The organism is Paenarthrobacter sp. AR 02 (assembly GCF_021538675.1).
Taxonomy (GTDB): Bacteria; Actinomycetota; Actinomycetes; order Actinomycetales; family Micrococcaceae; genus Arthrobacter.
The window spans coordinates 1,035,193-1,048,504 of the sequence record NZ_JAJUKH010000001.1 but is presented as its reverse complement, the minus strand read 5'-3'; the positions used below and the strand labels follow the sequence as shown (position 1 = coordinate 1,048,504).

General features: G+C 63.9%; 11 protein-coding genes. 6 read left to right on the top strand and 5 right to left on the bottom strand.

Going from position 1 to position 13,312, the window contains the following annotated elements:
* Positions 1-20: 20 nt before the first annotated feature.
* Positions 21-746 (top strand): LysR family substrate-binding domain-containing protein, encoded by a 726-nt coding sequence (locus LRQ04_RS04890; protein ID WP_235518056.1) that lies wholly within the window; start codon positions 21-23, stop codon positions 744-746.
* Here LRQ04_RS04890 and LRQ04_RS04885 read toward each other — a convergent pair whose 3' ends face one another.
* Complete coding sequence (locus tag LRQ04_RS04885; RefSeq protein WP_235518054.1) at positions 747-1,445, bottom strand: GntR family transcriptional regulator; 699 nt, start codon at positions 1,443-1,445, stop codon at positions 747-749.
* Between the two features lie 109 nt (positions 1,446-1,554).
* On the opposite strand from LRQ04_RS04885, the gene LRQ04_RS04880 reads away from it, so the two are divergent.
* From LRQ04_RS04880 to LRQ04_RS04865, 4 genes are read left to right on the top strand one after another with little or no spacing between them, the layout of a single operon-like run.
* Positions 1,555-2,313, top strand: a complete 759-nt coding sequence (locus LRQ04_RS04880) for a LamB/YcsF family protein (RefSeq protein ID WP_235518053.1) — start codon at positions 1,555-1,557, stop codon at positions 2,311-2,313.
* A 47-nt stretch (positions 2,314-2,360) separates the two neighbouring features.
* Positions 2,361-3,710, top strand: a complete 1,350-nt coding sequence (locus tag LRQ04_RS04875; protein ID WP_235518052.1) for an MFS transporter — start codon at positions 2,361-2,363, stop codon at positions 3,708-3,710.
* Between the two features lie 6 nt (positions 3,711-3,716).
* The gene (locus LRQ04_RS04870; RefSeq protein WP_235518050.1) at positions 3,717-5,348 is read left to right on the top strand and encodes a 5-oxoprolinase/urea amidolyase family protein; all 1,632 of its coding nucleotides are present in this window, start codon (positions 3,717-3,719) and stop codon (positions 5,346-5,348) included.
* 7 nt (positions 5,349-5,355) lie between these two features.
* Entirely contained in the window at positions 5,356-7,119 is a 1,764-nt protein-coding gene (locus LRQ04_RS04865) for a biotin carboxylase N-terminal domain-containing protein (RefSeq protein WP_235518049.1), read from the top strand.
* An 86-nt stretch (positions 7,120-7,205) separates the two neighbouring features.
* On the opposite strand, the gene LRQ04_RS04860 is transcribed toward LRQ04_RS04865, so the two are convergent.
* Positions 7,206-8,453, bottom strand: coding sequence for a D-arabinono-1,4-lactone oxidase (locus tag LRQ04_RS04860; RefSeq protein WP_235518047.1), 1,248 nt, complete (start codon positions 8,451-8,453; stop codon positions 7,206-7,208).
* Positions 8,454-8,583: 130 nt separating this feature from the next.
* On the opposite strand from LRQ04_RS04860, the gene LRQ04_RS04855 reads away from it, so the two are divergent.
* The gene (locus LRQ04_RS04855; RefSeq protein ID WP_235518044.1) at positions 8,584-9,588 is read left to right on the top strand and encodes a LacI family DNA-binding transcriptional regulator; all 1,005 of its coding nucleotides are present in this window, start codon (positions 8,584-8,586) and stop codon (positions 9,586-9,588) included.
* Here LRQ04_RS04855 and LRQ04_RS04850 read toward each other — a convergent pair.
* The 3 genes from LRQ04_RS04850 to LRQ04_RS04840 all read right to left on the bottom strand — a co-directional run bounded on the left by LRQ04_RS04850 (position 9,585) and on the right by LRQ04_RS04840 (position 13,291).
* On the bottom strand, positions 9,585-10,571 hold the full coding sequence (locus LRQ04_RS04850; protein ID WP_235518043.1) for a bile acid:sodium symporter family protein: 987 nt from the start codon (positions 10,569-10,571) through the stop codon (positions 9,585-9,587). The two genes, LRQ04_RS04855 and LRQ04_RS04850, sit on opposite strands and share 4 nt — an antisense overlap.
* A gap of 95 nt (positions 10,572-10,666) precedes the next feature.
* Entirely contained in the window at positions 10,667-12,163 is a 1,497-nt protein-coding gene (locus LRQ04_RS04845) for a SulP family inorganic anion transporter (RefSeq protein ID WP_235518041.1), read from the bottom strand.
* Positions 12,164-12,184: 21 nt separating this feature from the next.
* Complete coding sequence (locus LRQ04_RS04840) at positions 12,185-13,291, bottom strand: GTP pyrophosphokinase family protein (RefSeq protein WP_144649037.1); 1,107 nt, start codon at positions 13,289-13,291, stop codon at positions 12,185-12,187.
* Positions 13,292-13,312: the final 21 nt, after the last annotated feature.

The window sequence follows — 13,312 nt, the reverse complement described above, 5'->3', positions numbered from 1 at the left end:
CTGGCCGGTACTGTGAGTGTGTGCCAGCCGCTGAAGAATCCCACGAAACCGCCGAAACCCAACCGGGCCTCCGGTTCGCCTATGTTGCAGGGGTGACGCCTGGGAAATGGATCCGCCGGTGGGAAGAGCGGATGCCGGAATACCCCTTGCATGCGTTCATGTCCGACGACGCCGCCCAGCTTTCGGTGCTGCGTGATGGTTCAGCGGACCTTAGCTTTGTCCGGTTGCCCGTGGACCGGGAAGGCCTCAACGTCATCCCCCTGTATGAAGAGCAGCCGGTGGTGGTTGCTCCCAAGGGACACGAGATCTCTGTGTTCGAGGAAGTCGCCCTGGACGACCTTGCCGAGGAAAATTTCCTGGACATCGACGAAATAGGCGGCCCCGGCATGGCGCTGCAGGTTGTCGCGTCAGGGGCCGGATTGGCGATCCTGCCGATGTCCGTGGCCAGGCACCTGAACCAGAAGGACACAGTGATGCGCCGCCTTACTGGTGCTCCCGGAACCCAGATCGGCCTTGCGTGGCTGGTGGGCACGGATAATCCGGTCATCGAGGAATTCATCGGGATCGTGCGTGGCCGTACGGCGCAAAGCTCCAGGCAGCCGTCTGCCCAGCAAGAGAAGCCCAAGAAGGTTCCCAAGCCGGATCGCCGCGGTGGCGGTCCCAAGAAGCCCGCTGTCGCGCAGCGCTATGCCCCGAATCCGGACAAGGGCCGCGGCAAGGGTTCGCGCAAGAAGGGCAAGCGCTGACTAGTCCCCGTGGATTGCGGTCTGCTGCTGCTCGGAGCGGTTGAGGTAGGCCAGGAGCAGGTCCCCGGCCTCTTCCAAGTGGCCGGCTTCCAGCGCTGCGCAGATCTGCTCGTTTTCGGCCAGCCAGTCGCTGTAGAAGTGGGCGTTCATGGTGGCTTTGTGAAAGTAGAGCCGCATTTCCGCCAGGATCTGGGCCATGATCGTGTCCAGCCTGTTGCTTTCGGCCAGGGCAACGATCGCTCCGTGGAAATGCTGGTTGGCGCTGCCCAGGCCTTCGTTGTCGTTGACTGCTGCCGCGCGCTTTCCCTCGTCGACGGCGGCCCTGACGGCAGCGATGCGCTCCGGCGAGCCACCCGCCCGGATGGAGCTGACCTCGATGGCGCGGCGGACGGTGTAGACGTCGTGGATATCGCCAGCCTCAAGGGTGGCGACGTAGACGCCCTTGTTGGGCTGGCGGAGGAGGAGCCGTTCAGCGGCCAGTTCGGCGAACGCTTCACGGACGGTGTTGCGGGAGACGCCCAGGTCCTCGGCGATGGTGGCTTCGGTGAGTTTGGAGCCCGGTACGAGGAAGCCCTCGGCGAGTTGATAACGCAGTTCTTCGGCGACGCGTTCAGCCACGGACGGAACCCGGAGCCGCATCCTGGCGCGGGCGCCATCAAAGCCAGCTTGTTCGCTTGATTCCTGATCTGCACTGGCCATGAAACCAAAATTACACGATTGCCGAAAATCAGGATCGCTGGATTGTTGAACAATCCAGCGGTTTGGTGCATCCTTGATGTAACGCGCATCACGAGGCAGGGATCACATCATGGCAATCATCGATTTGAACAGCGACGTCGGCGAATCCTTCGGCCGCTGGACGCTGGGCGACGATGCGGCCATGTTTGAATCGGTCTCCAGCGCCAACGTCGCCTGTGGATTCCACGCTGGCGATCCCAGCGTCATCCGCAGCACATGCGAGAAGGCGGTGCAGGCCGGCGTCGTAATTGGCGCCCACGTCGGGTACCGCGACCTCGCAGGCTTCGGTCGGCGGTTCATGGACATCAATCCAGTGGAGCTGGCAGACGACGTTGTGTACCAAATCGGAGCGCTGCAAGCGCTGGCCGCCACCACCGGAGCCCGCGTCCAGTACGTGAAGCCCCACGGCGGTCTCTACAACGCGATCGTCAAGCACACCGCCCAGGCGCGCGCCGTCGTCGAAGCCGTGAAATCGGTAGACCCCAACCTTCCGATCCTCGGCCTCCCAGGCTCCGAAGTCCTCCGCCTCGCTGAAGACGCCGGGCTGCGTGGCGTGGCCGAAGCATTCGCGGACCGCGCCTACAACCCCGACGGAACGCTCGTTTCGCGCAATCAGCCAGGTGCTGTTCTGCACGATCCCGCCGACGTTGCGGAGCACGTCCTGCGGATGGCCACCGAACAGTCCGTCAGGACCACGGACGGTTCCATCCTGAACATCCGCGCAGAAAGCATCTGCGTCCACGGTGACTCACCCGGAGCCGTTGCCATGGCTACCGCAGTGAAATCCGCCCTCAGCGGTGCCGGCGTGACTGTCGGCTCGTTCCTTTAGCCCACCCCGGGCGCCCCGCACCATCCCTCATCCCCCCGGAGGTCATCATGACCAGCACCAACAACGCAGCCAAGGCAGCGACAAGGAAGCCGCCGCCAGGTGCGCTTAAGGCGTACGTCGCCAGCCTCACCGGCACCTCGCTGGAGTACTACGACTTCGCCATCTACTCTGTGGCGTCTGCGCTCGTCTTCCCGAAGATCTTCTTCCCGGGCAATGACGAATTCGTGGCGCTGTTGCTCTCGTTCTCAGCCTTCGCGGTTGGCTACCTGGCCCGTCCGATTGGCGGCGTCATCTTCGGCCGCCTGGGCGACAAGATCGGCCGCAAGTACGTCCTTGTTTTCACCCTTGTCCTGATCGGGGTGGCCACCGTCCTCATCGGAGCACTGCCCGACTACTCCGTGATCGGCGTAGCAGCTCCAACAATCCTTGTGCTGCTGCGCCTGGCCCAGGGCATCGGCGTCGGTGGCGAATGGGGCGGCGCAGTCCTTCTCTCGAGCGAATTCGGTGACCCCAACAAGCGTGGTTTCTGGTCCTCGGCAGCGCAGATCGGCCCGCCGGCGGGCAACCTGATGGCCAATGGCGTCCTTGCCGTTCTCGCCGCCACCCTCAGTGACCAAGCCTTCCTTTCCTGGGGTTGGCGTGTGGCCTTCCTCGCCTCAGCACTTTTGGTGGTGTTCGGCCTGATCATCCGCCTCAAGCTCGAGGAAACCCCGGTGTTCAAGGCCATCCAGGCTCAGGGGGACCGCCCCAAAGCTCCCATCAAGGAAGTCTTCACCACGGAGCCCAAGGCATTGGTGGCAGCAGCACTCTCACGCGTTTGCCCCGACATCCTCTACGCGCTCTTCACGGTGTTCGTGGCCGTCTACGCCACCAAGCAGCTGGGCATGACCACAGGAAATGTCCTGTCCGCCATCCTGATCGGTTCCGCTTTCCAGCTCTTCCTGATCCCGCTGGCCGGGGCTCTTACTGACCGCTTCAACCGACGCTGGGTGTACGGCATTGCAGCAGCGGCAACCGCAGCCTACATCCCGCTGTTCTTCCTGATGATCCAGGGCAAGTCCGTCGCCATGCTGACCGTTGGAACCGTGATCGGTCTTGCTCTTCACGCCTTCATGTACGGACCCCAGGCGGCCTTCATCACCGAGCAGTTCCCGGCCCGGCTGCGTTACGCCGGCAGCTCGCTGGCTTACACCCTGGCCGGTGTGATCGGCGGAGCCGTCGCCCCCATCATCTTCACGGCGCTCTATGGTGCTGCGGGCGGTGGCTGGTATTTGATCGCCGTCTACATCCTCGTCGCGGCAGTCGTCACGATCGTGGGCATGCTCCTGGGCCGGGACCCCAAGCCTGAAGAAGACGTTCGCTTGATGCAGGGGACGCACGCTCAGCCGGCGGCGTAGCGAAAGATGGAAACCGTAATGCACACCACCACCGCAAAAAGGGTTCGCTCGGTCAGGCCAGTCGGCACCCGCGCAGTCTTGGCCGAGCTCGATGGCCTGCAGGACGTCCTTGCCCTGCAGGACATGCTCTACAAGGCACCCTTGCCGGGCCAGGTTGATGTGCTGGCCGCCGCGGAAACGGTGATGGTGGTAGGCGAATCCGCTGCGGCCACCCGCGCTATCGGTGCCCGGCTCCTGGAGTTGGAACTCAGCGCGCCCGAGATTGCAGATTCCGGACTGGTGGTCATCGACACCGTGTACGACGGCGACGACCTCGCCGATGTCGCGGAGCTGACCGGCCTGAGCGTGGATGGTGTTATTGCCGCCCACACGGGCCAGATCTGGACCGTGGCCTTCGCTGGCTTCGCGCCCGGTTTTGGCTACATGGTGGGCGAGAACGAGGCACTCACGGTTCCTCGTCGTCCGTCACCACGCACAGCGGTTCCCGCGGGATCCGTGGCCCTGGGCGGGCAGTATTCCGCCGTTTATCCCCGCCGTTCGCCCGGTGGGTGGCAGTTGATTGGCCGGACCGGTGCCAGGATGTGGGACCTGGAAAGGTCCCAGCCTGCCTTGGTTCGTCCCGGCGACCGGGTGCAGTACCGGGCCGTCCGCGAAATTGTCACGAGCAGTGCTTCGACGTTGCCTGAGCCCGAAGCGGAGCGCCACGCGGAATCGGGACTGAGGATCCTCAACCCGGGTGCGCAGAGCCTCATCCAGGACCTGGGGCGCCGCGGCTTCGGTCCGCTGGGTGTCTCTGCTGCCGGTGCCTTGGACAGGGCTTCACTGCGACGGGCCAACCGCTTGGTGGGGAATGGTTCCTCGGCCGCCGGCATTGAAAGCGTCAACGGCGGGCTGACTATCGAGGCAGTCGGCGACCAAGTGATTGCCGTGACAGGTGCGCCGACGACGCTGGCCATCCAGCCGCCGTCGTGGGTTGAATCTGAGGGCGCCGCCGCGCGCACCGTCGCAATGTCCACGCCGTTCGCGCTGCTCGACGGCGAAGTACTCACCCTGGGTGCCCCCGAGTCCGGCTTTCGAAATTACGTGGCCATCCGGGGCGGAGTAGACGTTCCCGAGGTCCTGGGTAGCCGTTCGGCGGACACGATGTCCGGGATCGGCCCGGCTCCTTTGGTTATTGGGCAGATGCTCCCGGTGGGCGAAGCTACCGTTTCCACTGCTGTTGGCAGCCCCGAACTGCAACCCGAATTCCCGGGCACCGGCGTCACGGAGCTGGACGTAGTTCCCGGACCCCGGGCCGACTGGTTCGAGCAGGAGGCGCTTGATTCGCTGTGCTCCCAGGAATGGGTGGTCACGCCGCAGTCCAACAGGGTGGGCATGCGTTTGGACGGCACCCCGCTGGAGCGTAGCCGCGAAGGTGAACTGCCCAGCGAAGGCACCATGGCCGGAGCCCTCCAGATCCCGCCCGCCGGACTGCCCGTGCTGTTCCTGGCGGACCATCCCATTACCGGCGGCTATCCGGTGATCGGAGTGGTGCGCGATGAACACCTGGACCGCGCCGCGCAGGTGCCCATCGGCGGACGAATCCGATTCCGGTTCGTTCCGGATTCAACGACTTTTACGAACACCCCAGAGAAGTGAGTATTTGATGCGCAAGGTCCTGATCGCGAACCGTGGCGAAATCGCCGTCCGCGTCGCCCGTGCTTGCGACGACGCCGGCATCGCCTCGGTAGCCGTTTACGCGGACATCGACGCCGATGCCCTGCACGTTGCCACTGCGGACGAAGCCTACAGCCTAGGCGGAAACTCTCCCGCAGAGACCTACCTGAACATCGGGAAGCTGCTCGCGGTGGCGGGGCAGTCCGGCGCGGACGCCGTCCACCCCGGCTACGGCTTCCTCTCCGAGAACGCCGATTTCGCACAGGCAGTGCTCGACGCCGGACTCGAGTGGATCGGTCCCTCGCCGGAGTCGATCCGGCAGTTGGGCAACAAGATCACGGCCCGCGAAATCGCCGTCCGCGCCGGAGCTCCCCTTGTTGCCGGCAGCGACGGCCCGGTTTCTTCGGCCGCCGAGGCTCGGGCGTTCGCTGAGGAACACGGACTTCCCATCGCCATCAAGGCTGCCTTTGGTGGTGGCGGCCGCGGACTGAAGGTGGTTCGCGAACTCGCCGAAGTGGAGGAAGCCTTCGATTCCGCCGTCCGTGAAGCTGTGGCAGCATTCGGTCGCGGCGAATGCTTCGTGGAGCAGTATCTGGACCGGCCGCGCCACGTCGAGGCCCAAATCATTGCGGACGTCCATGGCAACGTGGTGGTGGTGGGAACTCGTGACTGCTCCCTTCAGCGCCGGCACCAGAAACTCGTGGAGGAAGCTCCCGCGCCCTTCCTGAGCGACACCCAGCGAAGCAGTATCTACAGCGCCGCCAAGGCAATCGTCCGCGAAGCCGGCTACTACGGTGCCGGAACGGTGGAATTCCTGGTCTCTGCGGATGGCGCCGTAGCCTTCCTCGAGGTCAACACCCGCCTCCAGGTTGAGCACCCCATCACGGAAGAAACCGCTGGAATCGACCTCGTGCAGGAGCAGTTCCGGATCGCTGCAGGTTTGCCGTTGAGTATTACCGAGGATCCCGTGGCGCGCGGACACTCCTTCGAGTTCCGCATCAACGCAGAGGACGTGGGCCGCGGCTTCCTGCCCTCACCGGGCACCGTGGCTCTCTTCGAGGCGCCCACCGGACCGGGCATCCGTTTGGACAGCGGTGTACGCTCCGGTTCGTTCGTTGCGCCGCAGTTTGATTCGCTGTTGGCCAAGCTGATCGTCACTGGAGCCGACCGGCAGCAGGCGCTGCGCCGTGCCCGCCGTGCCCTCGCTGAAATCAACATCACGGGGCTGGCGACTGTCCTACCGTTCCACCGGGCCGTCCTGGAGTCCGAGGACTTCACCTCTGCTGCCGGACTCAGGGTGCACACGCGGTGGATCGAAACCGACTTTGCCGACAAAATCCCCGTGGATCCCGAGTACAACGTGGTGGCCCCGGGAGGAGAACGGCGAACCATCACTGTCGACGTTGATGGCAAGAGGCTTGCCGTGGGTCTTCCAGCCGATTTGTTGGACGGTTGGGCCCGGTCAGGGCAGGGCGTTCCGGCCTTCTCCACATCGACCGATACGCCGGGTTCTGTTTCAAGCGTCGGCGACTCACCCGCCGAATCGGCCTTGGTCTCCAGCATGGCGGGCACGGTGGTGAAGTGGCTCGTCGACCCGGGAGCCGAGGTTACCGCCGGTGATCCGTTGGTTGTCCTGGAAGCCATGAAGATGGAAACCCAGGTGCCCGCGCACCGGACGGGCACCCTGTCAGAGGTAGTGTCGGCCGCTGGCGGAGTTGTTACGGCGGGCGCTGTCCTGGCCCACATCGAGTAGGAGCCCTCGCCTATCGCGTTGCCAACCCGCTGTTCCGTCGCTGGCCAGCAACGGAACAGCGGGCCGGCAACGGGCCAGGTGTACAGCTAGGACGTGACGGCTACGCCCAGCACGCTGTCCAGGAGACCGTTGCGGAACTTGCCCGTGGGGTCATTCGCTTGGACGAGCGCGCGGAAGTCCTCGAAACGGGGGTAGAGAGCGGCAAAGTCGTACTGGCCGGGGGTGAAGAGTTTGCCCCAGTGCGGCCGGGCACCGAACGGACGCAGCGCTTCCTCGAGTTCGGGGAGTACCGCCTCCACCTCGGCCTGCAGGGGCTTCCACGTGAAGTGCAGCGCTACGCTTTGCTGCTGGTAGAACGGGCTGAGCCAGAACTCGTCCGCGGCCACTGTGCGGATTTCGGAGATGAACAACAGCGGTGCCAACGTGGTCGCCAGGCCTCGGACAGCCTGTAGTGCCGCAGGCGCCTGGTCCAGGGGCAGCAGGAATTCGCTCTGGAGTTCCTCGCCATTGCTTGGCGTGAATTCGTGCCGGAAGTGCGGCAAGCGATCAAGCCACTTTCCGGCGACGTCCAGCTGCTCGGTGCAGTTCTCGGCGGACATGTCAGGCAGCGGGTGCAGTGCCGCGGTCGCAGCCGTCCCGCCGAACAGGTCCGCGAGGGGAGCTTCGGTGTCCAGCGCTTTGAACCACACCTGCGGGATGGCATCTCCCGTGTAATTCGTGAAGAAGCTGACGCTGTAGGCGCTGGACGCAATGGTGTGGAAGTTCGCCAGGACGCCGTCCCAGGAGAGATCAGTGAGGACCCTCTGGCGGACGTCGTAACTGGGCCTGACGGCAAGCTCCAAGCCCGTCACAATGCCCAGAGCTCCCACGCCCACCACGCTGGCGAGGAATTCGTCGTCGTCCTCGGTGAGCGTTACCAGCTCGCCGGAGGCGCGCACAAGGTCAACGCCCACGACGGCGGCAGCAAGGGAGGGGTTGTTGACTCCACTGCCGTGCGTGCCTGTTTGGATGGCACCCGCGACGGAGATATGGGGAAGCGAGGCGAGGTTGTGGATGGCGTATCCCTGTTCCTCCAGCGCGCGTCCCAGCGCGCCGTAGCTGATCCCGCCGCTGACCTTGACGGTCCCCTTGTGCTTGTTGAGGACGACTTCCTGAGGCAAGGCGTCGAGCAGGATGTGGGTCCCGTCCGTGTCGGCGACGGTGTTGAAGGAGTGCCGGGAGCCGAGAGCCTTGATGCGGGACGCATTGGCGACGAGCTCCTGCAGCTCGCCAACCGATGTGGGGCGGCGCACTTCCGTGGAGGAGTACTCGAGGTTTCCTGCCCAGTTCTTCATTGAATGATCTTCCAGCTTGGGATACAGATAACTCCCGTAATTGTTAACGCTCTCAACTAATTGCGTCAAGGGGAGTCCAACTGGTTGAAGATAGAGTTCAGGGAATGCGCCGTCTACCAGGAGTTGCCCCGTGAGCAAGGGATCCAAGCCCACCATCCGTGACGTTGCGATGGCGGCGGACGTATCGCTGACCACGGTGTCGTACGTGCTCTCCGGCCGGCACGGCGGCACAACCCGGATCAGCCAGCCCACCCAGGACCGGGTGCTGGCAGCGGTTAAAGAGCTGGGCTATGTTCCAAATCAGGCTGCCCGGGGAATGCGTCGGGGCAAGACGGACGTCGTGGCGGTGTCGATCGGGAACCTCGAGTGGCCTTGGGACCGGGCCTTGGCAACAACGGCCGCAAGGATCCTGCCTGAGCATGGGTTTCAGCCCGTAATCCTGTTGGGCGACGATTGGCGTCAGTTCATGATGTCCGGCGGTGCCGACGGTGTGATCATCGGTTACTTCCCGGAGGCGACGTCCGAGGACCAGACCGTCACGGAGCTGGCCCGCCGCGGGGTTGCCCAAGTGGTGATCTCGGGGACCATGAAACCGCAGGGATTCGACGTCCTGGCCCCTGAATCGGAGGCTGGGCTGAGGGAGTGCATGGAGTTCCTCACCGCGTCCCACCGCAGGATCGCCTGCATCCGCAGGGCCGATCCGGCGGGCCGCAGGAAGAGCCGCTATGCCGCATACGCTGCCGGGCTCGAGAGGGCCGGAATTCCGATCGACGAATCGCTGGTCAGGACATCGAACCACCACCCGGCTACCGCGTACCGGTCGGCGCTCGAGCTGCTCCAGATGCCTAACCGCCCCACCGCCATGGTCTGCACCGACGACATGGAGGCGTTGCAGGCCATCCGAGCCGCCTACAGGCTGGGCCTTCGGGTGCCTGAAGATATCCAAATAGTCGGTGTGGGCAACTCAACGGAGGGCCAGGAATACGATCCCGCGTTGACCACCGTGGGACCGGACCCGATCTTCGAAAAGGTGGTCCATATGCTCCTGGATCGCCTGTCTGGCACCACTCCCGCAGCCGGCGTCCGGGTGGCCTCGCCGTGGAAACTGCACCGGCGCGGCACCACCCGGAACTAGTCCTTCAGCGGACGGCGGGCCAACCAAGCTGCAACGATCGCACCTGAAATGTTGTGCCACAGGGAGAACACCGCCGACGGCAGCGCAGCCAGTGCGCCGAAGTGGGCGGTAGCCAGCGTGGCAGCCAGCCCCGAGTTCTGCATGCCCACCTCGAATGCGAGGGCACGGCGGGCTTTGTCGTCCAAGCGGCCGAGTTTGCCGGCCAGGTAGCCCAACCCCAGGCCAAAGCCGTTGTGGAGGACGACTGCCAGGAAGACAATTCCGCCGGCAGCAACGATCTTGCTGGCGCTGCCCGCCACGACGATCGCCACGATCAGGGAAATCACGACGGCGGACGCCCAAGGGAGTGCCGGAAGGACCTTTGCGACCAGCTTGGAAAGGAACAATCGGGCCAGCAGGCCTGCGATGACCGGCAGCAAGACGGTCTTCACGATGTCCAGGACCATGGCGCCGGCGTCGATGTGCAGGAACGAGCCCGCCAGGAACAGCGTCAGTGCCGGTGTTACAAGGGGTGCGATCAGCGTTGAAACCGAGGCGACGGCCACAGAAAGGGCAACGTCGCCCTTGGCAAGGAACGCCATGACGTTCGAAGCAGTACCCGACGGAGCGCAGCCCACCAGGATGAGGCCCACGGCCAGTTCCGGCGGCAATTGCAGAAGAACGGCGATGAGCCAGCCGGCGCCGGGCATGATCACGTAGTGCGCCACAATACCCAGTGCCACGGCCCAGGGGCGGCGGGCAACCGAGGCAAAGTCCGGTGGGGTCAACGTCAGGCCCATGCAGAACATAATGGTGCCGAGCAGGTAGGGGACTGCGGGGCCCATGGGTTTGAAGACATCCGGAAGCAGGAACCCGAGGACACCTGCTGCCACCACCAGCAGCGGGAACACCGTCACGGCAATACGCGCAATCTTGGCCTCAGCGGCAAGGGCTGCGTTCGCGGGTTCTTGGGTCTTTGACGGGGTATTGGTTGCCTCGAGCATTCATCCATGCTCACACTTGGCGCGCGGCAGGGACGACTTCGTTACATTCGCGGCCGTGTATATGTCAGATGACCGTCGTCTCATCCCGAGTTTGATCAGGAGTTGAGCTTCCCCGCCAGACGCTCCCGCATGCGCACGCTGGCCTCGTTCAGCCCAATGAACTCCACCTCGCGCCCATGGTTGCGATACTTCTCAGTCACTGAATCGAGGACGGCCACCGTAGACGCATCCCAGATGTGCGAGCCGTGGAGATCGATAACTACGCGATCTATGCCCTCTGAGGAATCCTTCGCATAGTCGAACTGGGTGTAGAGATCGTTGGATGAGGCGAAGAAGAGTTCACCGTCTACCGTGTACGTCGCCACGGTCTCTCCGTTGAGCTCCAGTTCGGTCCGCTCGACTGTCGCAAAATGGGCCACCCGCCGCGCAAACAGCACCATTGCGGTCAGAACGCCGACGCCGACTCCCACCGCCAGATTGTGTGTCGCCACCACAGCGGCAACGGTCACCAGCATCACCGCAGTCTCGGATTTCGGGAGGCGCTTCAGGGTTGAAAGCCGCACGGAGTGCCAGTCGAAGGTGATCAGGGAAACGAAGATCATGACGGCCACCAAGGCTGCCATGGGGATCATTCCCACAACGTCACCCAAGACGACCACCAGCACCAGGAGGAACACGCCTGCAAGGAACGTGGACAGCCGGCTGCGTGCCCCCGAGCCTTTGACGTTGATCATGGTCTGCCCGATGACGGCGCATCCGCCCAGGCCGCCCAGGAACCCGGTCACGATGTTTGCCGCACCTTGGCCCCACGAGACCCGTGTCTTGTTTGAACGGGTGTCCGTGATGTCGTCCACCAGCTTGGCGGTCATGAGCGACTCCAGCAGACCCACCAAGGCCATGGACAAGGCGAAGGGTGCGATGATCCGGAACGTCTCCATGTTCAAGGGGACGTTGGGCAGGAAGAAGCCCGGGAGGCTGTCCGGGAGTTCGCCCTTGTCACTCACAGTCGGAACGTCGATTCCACCAAGCACAGTGACCAAGGTGATGAGCACAATCGCCACCAAGGGAGCAGGAACAGCCTTGGTGAAGCGCGGCAGAAGGAACACGATCACCAATCCCACGATGACGATCGGATACACCGCCCAAGGGACGTTGAAGAGTTCCGGCATTTGCGACATGAACACCAGGATGGCCAGTGCATTCACGAAACCGATCATCACCGAACGCGGGATGAAACGCATCAGCCGTGTCACCCCCAGCACCGCCAGGATGATCTGGAAAACCCCGGCCAGGATGATCGTGGCAATCAGGTAGTCGAGTCCGTGTTCCTTCATCACCGGAGCGATCACCAGTGCCACCGCCCCGGTTGCCGCGGAGATCATGGCGGGACGGCCTCCCACCAGTGCGGTCACCACGCCCATGGTGAACGAGGCAAACAGCCCGATCCGCGGATCCACCCCGGCAATCACGGAGAACGCAATGGCCTCGGGGATGAGTGCCAAAGCCACCACGAGTCCCGCTAGGGATTCTGTCAGCAGGCGGCGGGGCGAACGGAACGTCACCCGCAGTGACATGAGTTGCTCGGGAGTCATGGGTCCTTACAGGGGCGGTCTTTACAAAGCAGTCTGACGGTAGCGCTCAATCTGCTTAAGACGCCGCTGGAGGCTGTCGCGCCGCGGGTGCGGAACGACGTCGGGCGCCTCGGCGGTGAGATCGATGTGTTCGGTTCCGTACTGCCACAGCAGGAGGTCATCCAGGAGGCGGTCGGGGCCGGGGGAGTAGCGGTGGTCCAGGGCCTTGCGGACCTCGGTGATCCGGTTGGCGCTGAGCAGCCCAGCCAGTTCCACGGTCTTGGTCAGTCCGTGGGCGGCAAGCAACTCGGCGGCCCATCCCCAGTCGTCATCAACTTTACGGTCAACGTGGGGAAGGAGCGTCCGCCAGACATCACGAACCCGGTTGGGAGTCAGGGGCGAACCGCCCTCACCCTCCAGGTCCCAGTAGCTGCGGACTTCCTCGTAGCGCTCATGGAGGTCGGCGAAGGCGCTCTCCACCGTTTCCAACATTGCCGCGGTTGCTGTGAACTGACGGTCGAAATGGGGTGTCCAGGCGCGTGGATCTTCGGCCTTGAAACGGATGTCGTGCTCAATCTCGCTCCAGGCGTGCGCGAACACGGTACGGATCTGGCATTCGAAGAAATAGCTGCCGTTGGCCGGCATGTCCGGATTGAAGACGTGCTGGTACTCCTTGACGGCCTCGTTCTGGATAGTGCGAAGGATCAGGTGGCGGCTGGAGTAGCCGTAGGTCCCGGACTCGATGGAGCCGATGTCCTTCTCGCGGTCGCCACGGCAATCAAAGAGCTGACGCTGCCGCTTGATGATGTTGGCTACCGCAGCGTTTTCGGCGGGCAGCTTGGTGATGACACGGATGCCCACCATGTCGTTCAACGTGCGGAAAGGGTCCGGGAACTTGAGGACCCGCGGACCGCCCGGCTCCAAGGGATCATCCGTCCGGGAAATCTTTTCCCGGAACGACTCCACGGTCTTTGTCCGTCCCGTGACGAACAACGGCGTGACTTCGGCGTCGTTCAGCATGTCCCTCAAAGTGAGCAGGACATCGCGGGTAACGCGCTTGAGGGCGGGACGAACCCGCTCGTAGAGGGCCACGTTCGCGTCCACTGCGTCGCGCTGGTCCTGGTCCAGGCTGTCCCAATTGCTTGCCATGCCCCCAGCTTACGGGTCGGG

Bases quoted from the DNA above. Each gene is read 5' to 3' on its own strand.
- LRQ04_RS04845 (WP_235518041.1), bottom strand. From the start codon at position 12,163: ATGACTCCCGAGCAACTCATGTCACTGCGGGTGACGTTCCGTTCGCCC.
- LRQ04_RS04875 (WP_235518052.1), top strand. From the start codon at position 2,361: ATGACCAGCACCAACAACGCAGCCAAGGCAGCGACAAGGAAGCCGCCG.
- LRQ04_RS04880 (WP_235518053.1), top strand. From the start codon at position 1,555: ATGGCAATCATCGATTTGAACAGCGACGTCGGCGAATCCTTCGGCCGC.
- LRQ04_RS04860 (WP_235518047.1), bottom strand. From the start codon at position 8,453: ATGAAGAACTGGGCAGGAAACCTCGAGTACTCCTCCACGGAAGTGCGC.
- LRQ04_RS04885 (WP_235518054.1), bottom strand. From the start codon at position 1,445: ATGGCCAGTGCAGATCAGGAATCAAGCGAACAAGCTGGCTTTGATGGC.
- LRQ04_RS04840 (WP_144649037.1), bottom strand. From the start codon at position 13,291: ATGGCAAGCAATTGGGACAGCCTGGACCAGGACCAGCGCGACGCAGTG.
- LRQ04_RS04870 (WP_235518050.1), top strand. From the start codon at position 3,717: ATGGAAACCGTAATGCACACCACCACCGCAAAAAGGGTTCGCTCGGTC.
- LRQ04_RS04850 (WP_235518043.1), bottom strand. From the start codon at position 10,571: ATGCTCGAGGCAACCAATACCCCGTCAAAGACCCAAGAACCCGCGAAC.
- LRQ04_RS04865 (WP_235518049.1), top strand. From the start codon at position 5,356: ATGCGCAAGGTCCTGATCGCGAACCGTGGCGAAATCGCCGTCCGCGTC.